The following is a 12,904-nucleotide window of genomic DNA, read 5'->3' as shown; positions in this document are numbered from 1 at the left end:
TCTGACTTCCATACAAACAGAAATGACTGGAGGGATCACATGAAATTGGATAGTTTCAAGATGCGCTTCATCGTACTTTCATTCATCGTTGCAATATCGGGGTTTTCGCAAGGCATGCTGCTGCCGCTTATTTCTTTCATATTCGAACAGCAGGAAGTGAATGCCACGCTCAATGGCCTCCACGCTTCAGGACTTTACATAGGTGTCCTGATCTCATCCCTTTTCATCGAAGCACCTCTTAGGAAATATGGGTTCAAACCGATGATCATCACCGGTGGCATCACAGTCGGGCTCTCCCTTCTGCTGTTTCCGGTGCTTGAAACCATCTGGCTGTGGTTCCTGCTGCGTCTTCTCGTCGGGATCGGGGATAATGTGCTGCACTTCAGCACCCAGACGTGGCTTACCCAGACGACGCCGCAACATAAACTCGGCCGCATCGTCGCATTCTACGGCCTGTTCTTTTCTTTTGGTTTCATGATCGGGCCTAAAATCAGTGAGCTTGTTACGGTATGGGAGCCACTCCCGTTCATCGTCTCGGGTCTGTTGACCATGATCGGCTGGCCACTCATTTTTCTGCTGAGGGACGCATCAGGTGCAAAACCGATCGACTCCGGGGTCCCAATCACTGTCTTCAATACATTCCGCAATTTCAAAAATGTGCTCGCCACAAGTTGGATCGCCTTTTTGTTCCCGATGCTGTTTGGAGTGTTCGAAGCATCCTTGAACAGCAACTTCCCGGTATTCGCCATCCGCAATGGCTTCAGCCTGTCGGCCATCACCTGGATACTCCCGGCCTTCAGCTTCGGTGCCATACTGCTCCAGGTGCCGATCGGCATACTTGGCGACCGCATCGGCCGCCGGCGTCTGATGCCCATTCTGCTCGCCACGGGCATCCTGCTCTTTTTGGCTATGGAAGCGTTCAATACTTCCTTTGTCATGCTGCTTATACTGTTCATCCTGGCGGGCGTCGCCGTAGGTTCCATGTATTCGCTCGGCATCAGCTACATGACTGACATCACACCCAAGTACAACTTGCCGGCAGGCAACCTGATGGCCGGCATCATGTTCAGCCTCGGCAGCATCATCGGACCGGTCATTGGAGGCGCGGTCATCAGTGCCAGTGGAGGATCCTTCTACTTCATCTTCTTTGCAGCAGCAATCACCCTGGTCCTGATGATGGATATATTATTTAGATACAAACGCCCTAATGTGGCACAATAAAGACAGCACTACACACGACAAAATAAAGGAGGAAATGAAATTGAAAAATGCATTATTGGTCATCGACTACTCTTATGATTTCGCCGCGCCCGACGGTAAATTGACAGCAGGGGAAGCGGGAGGCGCCATCCAAGGGGCCATCGCCGAAAAAATCAGGGAAGCACACGGCGAAGGAACCTCCATCTTCTTTATGATGGACCTCCACTATGAAGAAGATGTGCACCATCCAGAATCCCAGCTGTTCCCGCCGCACAATATAGAAGGCACGCCGGGACGCGACCTCTACGGCGCTGTCCTCGAGGTATATGAGGACATCAAGGGAGATGCCAACGTATTCTTCCTCGATAAACGCCGCTACAGTGCATTTGCCGGCACACCTCTGGATCAGCTGCTTCAGGAAAGGGGCATCTCCACTGTGACGCTGACCGGCCTGGTCACAGACATCTGCATCATGCACACGGCAGTTGATGCCTACAACCATGGCTATGGCATCATTGTGCCGGAATCATGTGTGGCCTCCTTCAATCCGGAAGGTCACCGCTACGCACTCGACCACTTCAAAAATACACTCGGTGCCACAATAGAACGCTAGCTGAATGCATGGTCCGGTGATAAAATGGGAATAGTAGAACATAATCTAAAGGAGAATGTAATCATGACTCAAACGAAGATATTCGGTCATCAAAATCCAGACACAGATACGATCACTTCTGCCATCGTCGCAGCGGATATTGAATCCAGGCTCGGCAATGATGCGAAAAGCTACCGGCTTGGCGAAGTGAATCCTGAAACACAATACGCACTCGACGAATTCGGCGTATCGACCCAGAGTATCTGGAGGCACTTGAAGCAGGTAGCCCTGTTATATTGGTCGACCACAATGAATTCCAGCAATCTGCAGAAAACATCGAGTCAGCTGAAATAGTAAAGGTTTTCGATCACCACAGAATTTCGAACTTCCACACGGAAGGGCCGCTCTACTACCGCGCAGAACCGGTTGGGTGCACTGCAACGATATTGAAGAAAGTATATGAGGAAAACGGTCTGGAGATCTCCAGGGAAATGGCCGGGCTCATGTTGTCGGCCATCATCTCCGATACGTTGCTATTCAAATCTCCTACAACGACGAAAGAAGATGAAGCGGCAGCGGAAGCACTCCAGAAGATTGCCGATGTCGATATCGAATCCTTCGGCCTGGCAATGCTGAAAGCGGGTGCTTCAACAAGCGATAAGTCAGCTGAGGAATTGATTACCGGAGACGCAAAATCCTTCGATATGGGAGGAAGCACGACGCGTATCGCCCAAGTGAACGTCGTCGATGTCGATGAAGTGTTCGAGAGAAAAGCAGAACTTGAAGACGCGATAGAGCTCAGATCGAGTCAGAGGGCTATGGTCTGTTCGTCCTCGTCGTCACTGACATCATCAACTCCAACTCGAAGATACTTGCCCTTGGGGAGAATTCAAGTTCCATCGAAAAAGCATTCGATGTTGCATTGGATGAAAACTCGGCCGTTCTGGAAGGCGTAGTATCCCGCAAGAAGCAAGTGGTGCCACAAATCACAAAAGCATTATCCTAGGAGGATGATAAAATGATGAAAAAAGAACCGGGTAAACTCTATATTGAAGAAGACGGCCAGTCCATCGCAGAACTGATCTATACAGATGAAGAAGACTATTACGATGTAACCGGTACCTATACAGTACCGGAGCAACGCAACAGAGGCCTTGCAAAAGACCTCGTCGATGAAATTGTCGCAATGGCCCGTGAAAACAATAAGAAAATCAAGCCGACATGTCCGTATGTACCGCACGCCATACGCGGTTCAGAGTATGATGACATAAGGATGTAGATAAACAAAGGACCCGCCACAAAAGTGGCGGGTCCTTTGTTTTGAAAGGTAATTTCAAAATCAAATAGTTGAAAAGAATGGAAAAAATGGTATGAACAAATAATATCACAAATATTCTGAATAGTAAATATGGTCATTCATTTAATATTTTACTTATTACACTCTCTCTGCCCTTCTCGAGCCGTTCCATCGAGCACTCGTCCTTGATCTTGTAGCCAAGGTCCTCTGTCGCCCTGGAATAGGAAACTTCATCGATGTAATTCGTCAGATCTGCCTGATCGAAACAGGCCGGATGCACCAGCTGTCTTTTATTATGGTCGATGATGACGCGTTCTGAGCCACTGGTCCGATCAGCAAGCGGCAAGAACAGCAGCAGAATCAAAAGCAGAAGCAGAAAAGGCCATAAAAATTTTTTATTCATCTATAAAAATCCTACAAAAACGCCTTCCGGAGCCTCTAATTCACCCTCTTGACGCACGATTGTGCCTGCTTCAGTTATCTTGAATAATACTACATTATGAGAGCGTTCATGGGCGCACACAAGGAAATTGCCGTCAGGGGTAATATTGAAGTCCCGCGGCCAGTCTCCGTTGGTCGATTCGATCTGGATGCGTTTCAGTTCCTCACCATCAGATATGATCTCAAACACAGCGATACTGTCATGTCCTCTATTTGAAACATAAATGAACTTTCCGTTTGGATGTTTCCGTATTGCCGCCCCCTGTGAATGTCCGCTGAAAGATTCCGGGAGTGCCGAATATGTCTTTAGTGGGGAAAATTTCCCGTCTTCATAGGCAGCTACAATCACTTCATTCGATAGTTCGGTAAAGATATAGGCATAGCGGCCATTGTTGTCGAACACCAAGTGTCTCGGGCCACTGGCTGCTGCCACATTTGATTCTGCCACTTTAACAAGTCGGTCGTCTCTGATTTCAAGCGTAACAATCTTATCTGCACCAAGATCGACTGCTGCAATATATTTTCGGTCGGGAGTCTCGACGACAAAGTGGGAGTGCGGACTATCCTGACGTTCATGGGGGCCGTCTCCCTCAATCTGGAAAACATCCAGTCGTTCTGTCACCACGCCACGCTCATCGACGCGGTACAGACGGATTTCTCCAGATAGATATACCGCATCGACAAGATAATTCTGGTCTGATGTCAATGTCAGATGACACCCGGAAGCCCCTTCTCTGAGACAGTCCTCTACTAGGTTGAGGTCACCGGTATTCGGATCGCTGATATCGTAAGTTGCGATGCCCGATTTCGTCTTGCCCTTTTTAACTGCATACAGACGGTCTTTGTGAATATCAAGATATGTTGCATTCGGTGTTTCCGCCGCCTCCCTGATCTTCCCGAACACACCTTTTTTCAGGTCAAGGTCAAATTGATAGATCCCCTTGCCATGCTCTTTTGTATACGTGCCAATGTATCCAATCATGCATATTCCCCTAAGGTTCAGTTTGCCTTTATATTAGCACACCTGCTGATTTTCGCTAAACGAAAATATCCGCAGTTGCAAAACAGAACATATGTTCGTATAATAGCATATATAACTCTACTGGAAAGAGGGGATCGCTATGGATTACCGGCAAATGCCCATCGACCAGCTAGACAGCAATATTCCAAAAGGGCGCGGCATGATCAAGTGGGCACCGTTCGCCACCATGCCGGAACAGTTTGAACGGGTAGATGCCATGATCGAGGCGCAATCAAAGATAAGCCGCCCGGAACTATCTGACGACCGCCTGGCGGAGATGGACCGCGCCATGAAAAAGGCAATCCATGAAAAGCGCAACGTGCGCATCGAATATTATTATGATGGGCTGCGCTTTCATGTCGATCTGCAGATTCTCCGGGTGGATAGATGGAGTCTGATGCTGATCGGCCAACGTCTTGGCCCCTGAAGACGAGATGGTCTTCATCTCTTTCATCGACATCCTCGACATCACCATGCTCGAACGTTAAAAGGCCGCACCTAGGTGCGGCCTTTTAACGTTCCAAAAATAGAACAGGCTCTTTTTGGTAATCGGTCGCCATCATCAGGTGATAAGCGAGTACAGTTGTCGTAATGGCCCCTACTCCGCCTGGTACCGGCGTGATGTAGGACGTCTTATCGCGCACTGCGTCATAATCCACGTCCCCAACCATTTTACCGGCATCGTTGAAATTGATGCCAACATCGACCACCACTGCCCCTTCTTTTACGTGATCTGCTCCGATCAGGTTGATGACACCGGCAGCACTGACAATAATATCCGCCTGGCGGCACTTTCCAGCCAGGTCATTGGTATAGGCGTTACATGTCGTCACTGTCGCATCACGGTTCATAAACAGCAACGATAATGGTTTTCCAACCACTTCACTTGCCCCCACCACGACTACATCCTTCCCTTTCAGAGGAATGTCATAGAACTCGAGCATCTCCATTACCCCAGCAGGGGTACAAGGTTCCAGACGATTCTCTTCATCGGTCACTACTTGCCCGAGATTAAATGGCGTCATGCCGTCGATATCCTTTATTGGATTCATCAATTCCTCGACCCGCTTCATGTCGATATGTTCCGGCAGCGGTTGGAGCAGCAATATGCCGTTGATGGAATAATCTTCATTTATTTCCCTGAACTTGCTGAGGAAGGAACGGGCCGAGACATCATCTGGGAAATGGTATTGTTCTGTCTCAATAGAAAATTTTTCAAACCTTTTAAGCGCCGCCCGCTCATAGGAAATCGAATCAGACCGCTCCCCCACCCTGACGAAAGCCACTTTCGGACTGATGCCATGCTTATCAGACTCACTAAGCGCCTTTTTTATCTTTTCGGAAAGATGTGCAGCAACTGCCTTGCCCTCCATAATCGTTGTCATAGAAAATGCTCCTTTGCAGCCTTTTTATCAAATATACCATACTTCACCCCGCTCCACGTAACGGACACTGTCGATCAGCGAAAATAAAAAAACCGCCCAACAGGGCGGCTTAATATTACTTCGTTTCACGGTGAAGTGTATAGTTGTTTGTTCTTGGACAGAATTTTTTCATTTCAATACGCTCAGGATTGTTTTTCTTGTTCTTTGTCGTAATGTAGTTGCGGTCTCCGCAGTCTGTACAAGCCAAAGTTACATTTACTCTCATTCGTTACGCCTCCTTTACTCATTACCTGTTCCATTTCACACTCGAGGTGAGGAACATCCGAATTTCATTGATATTGCAGTCATACCATGCCCGGTTCCTTTTTGAAAGACATCACGGACTCCATTTCAACTGGCCAGTTGATCATCCATTCGGGATGAAACGATGGTATTCGGACAGTATTGTCCTTTTTTGAACCGCCTTAACCATTTTAAAGGTTTATTCAATTTTTTTCAACACCTTTATGGATGAACATAAAAAAACGGACAAATGCGCTTGCCCGTCCCGCATCATACGCTATAATTATAAATCGTAATCATTCCGTTATATTGAGGGGCTATGCCATGAAAACTTATAAGATGACAGCTTTATCCATCCTCCTCCTGCTGCTCGGTGCATGTGGGACGGATTCGGCAAATGAAGAAAAAACAGAGGAATTGACTGTGTACACGACAGTCTTTCCCTAAAAAGTTTCACTGAATCGATAGGGGGCGATACAGTAGAGGTGGAATCTATCTACCCCACCGGTGCTGACGTCCATACTTATGAACCCACGCAGAAGGATATCCTGAACTATGCTGAAGGGGATCTCTTCATCTACACTTCCAAAGCGCTCGATCCCGTCTCAAAGAAGATCGAAGGCTCAATCGGTGACCACACTGAATTCTTCTCAGCCGCAGACAGCATTCCGGAGTCCGCATATCTCCATACAGAACATGACCATGATGAGCATGCACATGAAGAAGCGGGCGACCCGCATATCTGGCTCGATCCGAAGCTTTCGATCGAGATGGCAAAATCCATCCAGGATCAGCTGATCGAGATGAATCCGGATCAGGAAGAATTGTACAGGGACAACTATGAAGCGTTGGCAGACGATCTTGAATCCATACATGATGCGTTCACCAAGGTTACAGAAGAGACTGAGCGCGATACGGTATACATTTCCCACGCATCCCTCGGGTATCTCGCCAACAGGTACCACTTCAATCAGGTGGGCATCTCCGGCTTGAATAACGAGGAACTTTCCCAACAGGAATTGACCCAGATCGTCGAAGAAATCAAAGCGCATGATGTGCCTTATATCCTCTATGAACAGAACATCACATCCAAGGTTGCCGATACTGTAAAAAATGAGACGGGCATAGAACCGTTAGAGTTCCATAACCTTTCAGTCCTGTATGATAGCGATGAAAAAGACGCCACCTATCAATCCGTCATGCAGAAAAATATAGAAGTCATCGATAAGGCGTTGAATGATTGATGACTTGCACCAAATGAAAAAGCTGGCCCAAGGGCCAGCTTTTATACTTGATTCGGTTCTGCATCAATTTCTTTTTTCAATCTCTCAGTGAACTCCCTTATTTCTTTGACATCCTGCTTCAGGAAAAATGCCAATACTGCTACACCAATCACTCCTACTATAATCAATACAGCAATAAGCTTGAAGAGGAATGAGAATAATGATTTAATCGCTTCCATGATGAACCTCCATAAAATGATTTACTGGACTGTACCCGTTCCACTATATTTTAAGCAATACATATGAAAAGCATCGATCGGTCACCTGAAGACTTCGCATTATCGCTTTTCGCCAGAACGCTTCGTGCCTCGGTCACCAATCACTTTGATATGGACCCGTCGTGCCCTCGGACCATCGAACTCTGCAAAATACAGGCTCTGCCATGTTCCGAAAATGACTTCCCCTTTTCGATTATGAGCGTTTCGCTCGCGCCGGTCAGCGACGATTTCATATGGGAATCCGAATTCCCCTCAAAGTGCTGATACGCCGGCTTGTTGTCGAAGGTAAGATCCATCCCGTATACAAGATCCTTCACAACATCCGGATCCGCATTCTCATTGATTGTGATCCCTGCTGTCGTATGGGGAGTGAAGACCGTCATGATCCCTGAGCGCACGCCACTCTTTTCCAAAGCTTCAAAGACGAAGGCATCAATATTAACAAATGCCGTACGTTCATGTGTATCGACTTCAAATGTAAAAAGCATATTATCACCTTTAACCTTCCTATTTCCGGGTATAATCTTACTAGAACACGATGAAAGGGGATATTCAAATGCCTTATACCATGAATGACTACCCGGATTCCTTAAAGAACTTGAAAGAACTCGAAAGAAAAAAGGCGATCGACATCATCAACGCCATGCTGAAGGACGGATATGATGAGGAACGTGCCATCCCGATCGGAACCGAGCAGGCGGAACAGTGGTATAAAGACGCTTCACAAAAAGACCTTGATGAACTAAAGGATAAAAAAATTACGCAACACAAACCTGACCCCAACTCACAGGGTGGCAAGATTGCAGATAATGACGTTTCGGTCTTTTATGAAGACGACGAATGGAAAGTTCAGACCAAAGGGGCAAAACAACCCAGCAACACTTATGATAATAAGGATGACGCTGTGCAGCGCGCTAAAGAAATTGCCGAAAACCGTGGGACCCGCACACATATCCACAATAAAGATGAGTAAATGAAGCTCCGGTCAACTGACCGGGGTCATTTTTATACTTGATGGTTCAAGTCACGCGAGGCATCAAGGCCAATCTTTTCAAGCGTCGTCCCCTCACGCATGAAGTCGACTTCCAACATAAGTGAAGTCAGATGGATAACTGCATCAATCGTCGGTGTGTGGACATCAAGCGCTTCCGCAATGCTTTTCCAAAGCACGAGCCCATGTCCGACATCCTCCACGATATACCGGTTGTCGAGTGCAGTAGGGCCTACAAGATCTCTAAGGACCGGACTTTCGTTATATTGCGTCTTCAGCGCTTTCCCAGGTTCGAATATGTGCTCCGTTCGGAACGCCTCGCTTTATCTAGCACTTCAAAACCGAGCACTTTGCATATTTCCTGGCGCTCTTCATCAATCGCTTCTATAACCTTCACGGTGTGTTCCGTCACGCCGTCACGGTACAAGTAGAAATTTTCGCCATCATTGTCGATGACGCCGGCATTCAGGATGGAAGGGGCCGGATGACTTCTGGATTGCCATTATTGAGTGTCGTCTCAAGTATATTCTCAGCTGGGACGAGCGAGTCGTAAAGCATATGCAGCTTCGAGAGCATTGCCTCCGTATTGCTCGAAGGGTAGGCACTGAACAAATTATGGCGGCTCCTCAATATGATGTCTGCGTCGTTCGCCACGTAGTCGTACCGCGCAGCATAGGTCAATGACATCGATTCCCCTACCATGACAGACGCCTCCGGATACGCTCGCGCAAGCTGTCTGGATAACTTCATGCTGCTCATTGCGCTTGCACCATTGATGAAGACCATCATGCCATCTTCAAGATATGGCATGATCTCTTCGAACATGCGAGAAAGTATGTGGGTCGGCAGACAAGTCATGATGACCTCTGCGCCTGACACCGCTTCCTCTGGGTCCCTTGTGAATGCATTAATCCTGATTGGTTTTCCCTTAAAATGTACTTTGCCTTCTGTAATGTCGGTGTGCGAATCTTTTATGGCTGATGGTGAGTGGTACAGTGTGACGGCGTGTCCACGTGACGTCAAGTCAGCCGCGGCTACGATGCCACCATTCCCCGCACCGATTATGGAAACTTTCATTGCAGATGAAACACTCCTTAGAGAATTATAATTCACATTATACTGAATATTCCATCATTTAGCCACCCAAAAAAGCCCGGAAGTGTACCCGGGTGTCATTTCGGCTGATCATTCTTTATTTTTTCTATAGCTGGTATATCGGCAGGTGCCCAATCAAGTGAGTCGATTGCCGTCCTCGGCAGCCATTTCATATCAATGTGTTCAAGAAGTCGGATGTCTCCCGAGAGCTGCTCCGCATAATATGTAGTCAATTCCACAACACCGAAATCATATTCATGGACCGTCGTCACAATTTTATCCCGAACAAGGATGTCACACTGCATCTCTTCCATCAATTCACGTTTTAATGCCGCATCGGGCGTTTCACCCTCTTCGATTTTACCTCCTGGAAATTCCCACTTCAACGCCAGATTTTTACCTTCCGGACGCTGTGCGCACAATATCTCATCCTTGTCGTTGACTATTACTGCACCGACTACCCTGATATATTTTTTCATCTGTATCCTCCAAGATATGTTCTGCGATCATTATAACAGATCCATCGCATGGAAAATCAAGATTTACGGAATGGTTTATGGTATTCTTATGCCTATCATCATTACGCGAGAGCAAAAAGCCAAAAAAAAGACCTTCTGCCCTGAAAAGGTTAAGAGGTCGGGTGCATTTGAGGGCAGAAGTATCCAATTAAGGGTAAGGAAAAATGAACTTACTGGGAGTACCTAATAAACATCGATAGGGGCTGGCCGTCCATCAGGAAGGTAACCAGATCCTCTTCCCAAAGTACTGATCACTTCACGGTCGTGCTTGACGACGCTCGCTTCCGCCGTTGGTTCATCGACCACTGCTGTTGAGCCTAGTAGCATAGTGCTCAATATTAAAGCACTGAGTATCTTTTTCATGCCCTCACCACCTATCTGTTTATAACTACATTATGGACGATTGCAAATATTCAATCAATATCCACATCCGGGAAAATTGTGAACAATTCATCAGGAAGGGGTCTCAACATGGAATACTACACCCGTTTTAAGGAAATGCGTCAGCAGAAGGGCCTCACCCATCTGGAAGCAGCTGAAGGCATATGCGGCAAGACCACCATCTACCGTTTTGAGCGGGGGACGCAGCACTCTCCGCCCCCATACTCCATAGATTGTGCCGGCGTCTTGGCATAAGCATGCAGGACCTTTTCATCGACGAAGCTTCTGAATACGCCCTGATTGACCACTATCTTGATATGATGCGTGAATACGTCTATTTCAGGCATGCCGATCTACTCAAGGTGACGCTTGAAGATGCACGGGAGACGATCAATAGCAAATCGGAATTCGATCTTCAATACCGCAATTACAAACGACTCTTCCATACATATAAAGCAATCATGCTGAGGAATGAAGGGCGTCTTGAAGATTCCGAACGCATTCTCACAACTTTGATCGAAGAAACGAAGGCCACCAATATGCTGGAGCTTGAAATCATCAACACGCTCGGCGATCTGTACATCATCACGGATCGCTCCGAAGATGCCCTTATGCTCTACCATAAGCACCGCAACCGCATCCTCGAATCAAGGCATATGAATGAAATGGACCGCTATATGATCATTCAGCTCTACTACGGCTATGCCATCAGCCTCTACAACAATTTCTTCTACGCAGAAGCGGTCGACATCTGCTATAAACTGCTGATCCGGATAGAAGAGAACAATTCACTCTACTATCAGGGCAAGGCAAACCATCTGATGGCGCTCATCCACGTGGCACTGGACGAGCCGAAATCCGCGCGCCATTACTTGGCGAAGGCAGAAGCTGCTTTCTTCCTTGAAAATCTACAGGATAAGATGGCCGAACCCATCGAAATCGCAAAGAACGCAATAGAAGCGCTGGAATGACCATTCCAACGCTTCTTTATATGAATCCAAAGGCTATGCCTGCTTTTGTTCAAGCATTTCAATGATTTCATGTCGGGAGAGCTGCGCGATATTATTCTTCATGTTCGCCTGCCGCATACTTTCGTCAGCAATTGCAGGGATATCTGCATGATCGATGCCAAAGTCCGAAAGCGTCATTCCAAGCCCCAGATTCTGCTTCAACCCATTGAAGGCACGCGCGAGGTCTTCTGCATCCTCAAAGCCGATATCTTTTGCATGGTCGTGAAGCTGTGGGTTGGCTTTAGCATTGACCTTGAACCATTCATCCAGGGAAAAGGCGCATGCTTCCCCGTGGGGGACATCGTAGTGGGAGGTCAGGTAGTAACTCATCGCATGGGACCCCGAAGTCCCCGTCTGGCTGAATGCCATCCCTGCCATCATGCTCGCAAGGGACATGTTGGTCCGCGCCTCCCTGTCCGAAGGCTCGTTATAGGCTGCAAGCAGATTTTTAAATGCCAGATTCGCTGCACGTATCGCCAACGTGTCGGAGACCGGGTTATGTTTCGTGGATCCGAGGCGATCCAGAAGCGTGACAGATGACATCAATCCCTGAAATTGCTGTCACCTTCGGTGGACATGTCAGCGTCAGTTCCGGATCGACCAGCGCGACTTTCGGATAAAGTCCAGGCCCGATCAGCGGTACCTTCAGTCCTTGTGACTTATCGCTGATGATGCTTGAAGCCGTGACTTCAGAAGCTGAACCGCTTGTTGAAGGGATCGCGATGACTGGTAATGCCCGGGTAAAATCTGTGTGCTCGATGATGGTCTCGGGTTCCACGCCTTGCATATATGCAGCTGCTGCAGCTTTGGAAGCATCCATTGCTGAACCGCCACCGACAGCGATGACAGCGTGGGCATCATGCGCATAGAGTGCTGCTGCAATCTCTGAAACATTTTCAATGGTCGGGTTGGCCTCAATATCGGAAATGACCGTTTTAATCTTCTCACCGAGTTCGGTCTCGATGAACTCCGCTACCCCATTCTTCACTTTGGACCGCGTCGCCACCACAACGAGCCTGCTGTACTCAAGATCCGAGACGATCTCACCAAGCTGTGAGATGATGCCTTCGCCGAAACGGATATCAACCGGATGTCTGAAAGTGAACATGAATATCCTCCTTTATTTTATCTGACTGCCTCCATTGTACCTCAATAGACTGAAAAAACGAAAAACAGGACACCATGTGGTG

The 12,904-nt window shown here is 47.6% G+C and carries 21 protein-coding genes and 2 pseudogenes; 10 read left to right on the top strand and 13 right to left on the bottom strand.

Annotated elements, in window-relative coordinates:
* The first annotated feature begins 39 nt into the window (after positions 1-39).
* The 4 genes and pseudogenes from ACYF68_RS05325 to ACYF68_RS05310 all read left to right on the top strand — a co-directional run bounded on the left by ACYF68_RS05325 (position 40) and on the right by ACYF68_RS05310 (position 3,071).
* Entirely contained in the window at positions 40-1,221 is a 1,182-nt protein-coding gene (locus ACYF68_RS05325; RefSeq protein ID WP_461045638.1) for an MFS transporter, read from the top strand.
* Positions 1,222-1,261: 40 nt separating this feature from the next.
* The gene (locus tag ACYF68_RS05320; RefSeq protein WP_461045637.1) at positions 1,262-1,813 is read left to right on the top strand and encodes a cysteine hydrolase family protein; all 552 of its coding nucleotides are present in this window, start codon (positions 1,262-1,264) and stop codon (positions 1,811-1,813) included.
* Between the two features lie 63 nt (positions 1,814-1,876).
* A pseudogene (locus tag ACYF68_RS05315) lies at positions 1,877-2,798 on the top strand (manganese-dependent inorganic pyrophosphatase).
* A 12-nt stretch (positions 2,799-2,810) separates the two neighbouring features.
* On the top strand, positions 2,811-3,071 hold the full coding sequence (locus ACYF68_RS05310) for a GNAT family N-acetyltransferase (protein WP_461045636.1): 261 nt from the start codon (positions 2,811-2,813) through the stop codon (positions 3,069-3,071).
* A gap of 133 nt (positions 3,072-3,204) precedes the next feature.
* On the opposite strand, the gene ACYF68_RS05305 is transcribed toward ACYF68_RS05310, so the two are convergent.
* Complete coding sequence (locus ACYF68_RS05305) at positions 3,205-3,492, bottom strand: alpha-amylase (RefSeq protein WP_461045635.1); 288 nt, start codon at positions 3,490-3,492, stop codon at positions 3,205-3,207.
* Positions 3,493-4,512, bottom strand: a complete 1,020-nt coding sequence (locus ACYF68_RS05300) for a lactonase family protein (RefSeq protein WP_461045634.1) — start codon at positions 4,510-4,512, stop codon at positions 3,493-3,495.
* A 139-nt stretch (positions 4,513-4,651) separates the two neighbouring features.
* On the opposite strand from ACYF68_RS05300, the gene ACYF68_RS05295 reads away from it, so the two are divergent.
* Positions 4,652-4,978 carry a YolD-like family protein gene (locus tag ACYF68_RS05295; protein ID WP_461045633.1) on the top strand — a complete coding sequence of 109 codons (327 nt, stop codon included), beginning with the start codon at positions 4,652-4,654 and terminating at the stop codon, positions 4,976-4,978.
* A gap of 85 nt (positions 4,979-5,063) precedes the next feature.
* On the opposite strand, the gene ACYF68_RS05290 is transcribed toward ACYF68_RS05295, so the two are convergent.
* Positions 5,064-5,936 carry a bifunctional 5,10-methylenetetrahydrofolate dehydrogenase/5,10-methenyltetrahydrofolate cyclohydrolase gene (locus ACYF68_RS05290; RefSeq protein ID WP_461045632.1) on the bottom strand — a complete coding sequence of 291 codons (873 nt, stop codon included), beginning with the start codon at positions 5,934-5,936 and terminating at the stop codon, positions 5,064-5,066.
* A gap of 115 nt (positions 5,937-6,051) precedes the next feature.
* A complete protein-coding gene (rpmG, locus tag ACYF68_RS05285) occupies positions 6,052-6,201 on the bottom strand; it encodes a 50S ribosomal protein L33 (RefSeq protein ID WP_344700620.1) in 150 nt (49 codons plus the stop codon).
* Between the two features lie 341 nt (positions 6,202-6,542).
* Between rpmG and ACYF68_RS05280 the strand changes: the two genes are divergently transcribed.
* Positions 6,543-6,665 (top strand): hypothetical protein, encoded by a 123-nt coding sequence (locus tag ACYF68_RS05280; protein ID WP_461045631.1) that lies wholly within the window; start codon positions 6,543-6,545, stop codon positions 6,663-6,665.
* Positions 6,666-6,703: 38 nt separating this feature from the next.
* Positions 6,704-7,462: a metal ABC transporter solute-binding protein, Zn/Mn family gene (locus ACYF68_RS05275; protein ID WP_461045630.1), complete on the top strand. Its 759-nt coding sequence runs from the start codon at positions 6,704-6,706 to the stop codon at positions 7,460-7,462.
* Positions 7,463-7,503: 41 nt separating this feature from the next.
* Here the strand turns inward: ACYF68_RS05275 and ACYF68_RS05270 are convergent, their stop codons facing one another.
* Both ACYF68_RS05270 and ACYF68_RS05265 read right to left on the bottom strand, forming a co-directional pair.
* On the bottom strand, positions 7,504-7,680 hold the full coding sequence (locus tag ACYF68_RS05270) for a hypothetical protein (RefSeq protein WP_461045629.1): 177 nt from the start codon (positions 7,678-7,680) through the stop codon (positions 7,504-7,506).
* A gap of 99 nt (positions 7,681-7,779) precedes the next feature.
* A pseudogene (locus tag ACYF68_RS05265) lies at positions 7,780-8,207 on the bottom strand (secondary thiamine-phosphate synthase enzyme YjbQ).
* 68 nt (positions 8,208-8,275) lie between these two features.
* Between ACYF68_RS05265 and ACYF68_RS05260 the strand changes: the two are divergent.
* Positions 8,276-8,692 (top strand): DUF2188 domain-containing protein, encoded by a 417-nt coding sequence (locus tag ACYF68_RS05260; RefSeq protein ID WP_461045628.1) that lies wholly within the window; start codon positions 8,276-8,278, stop codon positions 8,690-8,692.
* Between the two features lie 32 nt (positions 8,693-8,724).
* Here ACYF68_RS05260 and ACYF68_RS05255 read toward each other — a convergent pair whose 3' ends face one another.
* The 5 genes from ACYF68_RS05255 to ACYF68_RS05235 form a co-directional block, all read right to left on the bottom strand.
* On the bottom strand, positions 8,725-8,988 hold the full coding sequence (locus tag ACYF68_RS05255) for an NAD/NADP octopine/nopaline dehydrogenase family protein (RefSeq protein WP_461047504.1): 264 nt from the start codon (positions 8,986-8,988) through the stop codon (positions 8,725-8,727).
* Positions 8,985-9,137 (bottom strand): NAD/NADP octopine/nopaline dehydrogenase family protein, encoded by a 153-nt coding sequence (locus ACYF68_RS05250; protein ID WP_461045627.1) that lies wholly within the window; start codon positions 9,135-9,137, stop codon positions 8,985-8,987. Before ACYF68_RS05250 ends, ACYF68_RS05255 begins: the two co-directional genes overlap by 4 nt.
* Before the next feature lie 38 nt (positions 9,138-9,175).
* A complete protein-coding gene (locus ACYF68_RS05245; RefSeq protein ID WP_461045626.1) occupies positions 9,176-9,787 on the bottom strand; it encodes a 2-dehydropantoate 2-reductase N-terminal domain-containing protein in 612 nt (203 codons plus the stop codon).
* A gap of 95 nt (positions 9,788-9,882) precedes the next feature.
* Complete coding sequence (locus ACYF68_RS05240; RefSeq protein WP_461045625.1) at positions 9,883-10,284, bottom strand: (deoxy)nucleoside triphosphate pyrophosphohydrolase; 402 nt, start codon at positions 10,282-10,284, stop codon at positions 9,883-9,885.
* 222 nt (positions 10,285-10,506) lie between these two features.
* Entirely contained in the window at positions 10,507-10,686 is a 180-nt protein-coding gene (locus tag ACYF68_RS05235; protein ID WP_344700614.1) for a hypothetical protein, read from the bottom strand.
* Positions 10,687-10,794: 108 nt separating this feature from the next.
* On the opposite strand from ACYF68_RS05235, the gene ACYF68_RS05230 reads away from it, so the two are divergent.
* Positions 10,795-10,959 carry a helix-turn-helix domain-containing protein gene (locus tag ACYF68_RS05230; RefSeq protein ID WP_461045624.1) on the top strand — a complete coding sequence of 55 codons (165 nt, stop codon included), beginning with the start codon at positions 10,795-10,797 and terminating at the stop codon, positions 10,957-10,959.
* A 2-nt stretch (positions 10,960-10,961) separates the two neighbouring features.
* On the top strand, positions 10,962-11,675 hold the full coding sequence (locus tag ACYF68_RS05225) for a helix-turn-helix domain-containing protein (RefSeq protein ID WP_461045623.1): 714 nt from the start codon (positions 10,962-10,964) through the stop codon (positions 11,673-11,675).
* Between the two features lie 33 nt (positions 11,676-11,708).
* Here ACYF68_RS05225 and ACYF68_RS05220 read toward each other — a convergent pair whose 3' ends face one another.
* Complete coding sequence (locus tag ACYF68_RS05220; RefSeq protein ID WP_461047501.1) at positions 11,709-12,257, bottom strand: dehydroquinate synthase/iron-containing alcohol dehydrogenase family protein; 549 nt, start codon at positions 12,255-12,257, stop codon at positions 11,709-11,711.
* The gene (locus tag ACYF68_RS05215) at positions 12,211-12,822 is read right to left on the bottom strand and encodes an iron-containing alcohol dehydrogenase (protein ID WP_461045622.1); all 612 of its coding nucleotides are present in this window, start codon (positions 12,820-12,822) and stop codon (positions 12,211-12,213) included. Before ACYF68_RS05215 ends, ACYF68_RS05220 begins: the two co-directional genes overlap by 47 nt.
* Between the last annotated feature and the right edge of the window lie 82 nt (positions 12,823-12,904).

This window comes from Salinicoccus sp. CNSTN-B1, from assembly GCF_054792835.1.
Note: the sequence above shows the minus strand (reverse complement) of the source record. Positions and strands in the feature narration are given on the sequence as shown.

Bases quoted from the DNA above. Each gene is read 5' to 3' on its own strand.
- ACYF68_RS05325 (WP_461045638.1), top strand. From the start codon at position 40: ATGAAATTGGATAGTTTCAAGATGCGCTTCATCGTACTTTCATTCATC.
- ACYF68_RS05305 (WP_461045635.1), bottom strand. From the start codon at position 3,492: ATGAATAAAAAATTTTTATGGCCTTTTCTGCTTCTGCTTTTGATTCTG.
- ACYF68_RS05270 (WP_461045629.1), bottom strand. From the start codon at position 7,680: ATGGAAGCGATTAAATCATTATTCTCATTCCTCTTCAAGCTTATTGCT.
- ACYF68_RS05260 (WP_461045628.1), top strand. From the start codon at position 8,276: ATGCCTTATACCATGAATGACTACCCGGATTCCTTAAAGAACTTGAAA.
- ACYF68_RS05240 (WP_461045625.1), bottom strand. From the start codon at position 10,284: ATGAAAAAATATATCAGGGTAGTCGGTGCAGTAATAGTCAACGACAAG.
- ACYF68_RS05220 (WP_461047501.1), bottom strand. From the start codon at position 12,257: ATGTCATCTGTCACGCTTCTGGATCGCCTCGGATCCACGAAACATAAC.
- ACYF68_RS05290 (WP_461045632.1), bottom strand. From the start codon at position 5,936: ATGACAACGATTATGGAGGGCAAGGCAGTTGCTGCACATCTTTCCGAA.
- ACYF68_RS05230 (WP_461045624.1), top strand. From the start codon at position 10,795: ATGGAATACTACACCCGTTTTAAGGAAATGCGTCAGCAGAAGGGCCTC.
- ACYF68_RS05280 (WP_461045631.1), top strand. From the start codon at position 6,543: ATGAAAACTTATAAGATGACAGCTTTATCCATCCTCCTCCTGCTGCTC.
- rpmG (WP_344700620.1), bottom strand. From the start codon at position 6,201: ATGAGAGTAAATGTAACTTTGGCTTGTACAGACTGCGGAGACCGCAAC.
- ACYF68_RS05300 (WP_461045634.1), bottom strand. From the start codon at position 4,512: ATGATTGGATACATTGGCACGTATACAAAAGAGCATGGCAAGGGGATC.
- ACYF68_RS05310 (WP_461045636.1), top strand. From the start codon at position 2,811: ATGATGAAAAAAGAACCGGGTAAACTCTATATTGAAGAAGACGGCCAG.
- ACYF68_RS05235 (WP_344700614.1), bottom strand. From the start codon at position 10,686: ATGAAAAAGATACTCAGTGCTTTAATATTGAGCACTATGCTACTAGGC.
- ACYF68_RS05215 (WP_461045622.1), bottom strand. From the start codon at position 12,822: ATGTTCACTTTCAGACATCCGGTTGATATCCGTTTCGGCGAAGGCATC.
- ACYF68_RS05225 (WP_461045623.1), top strand. From the start codon at position 10,962: ATGCAGGACCTTTTCATCGACGAAGCTTCTGAATACGCCCTGATTGAC.
- ACYF68_RS05245 (WP_461045626.1), bottom strand. From the start codon at position 9,787: ATGAAAGTTTCCATAATCGGTGCGGGGAATGGTGGCATCGTAGCCGCG.
- ACYF68_RS05295 (WP_461045633.1), top strand. From the start codon at position 4,652: ATGGATTACCGGCAAATGCCCATCGACCAGCTAGACAGCAATATTCCA.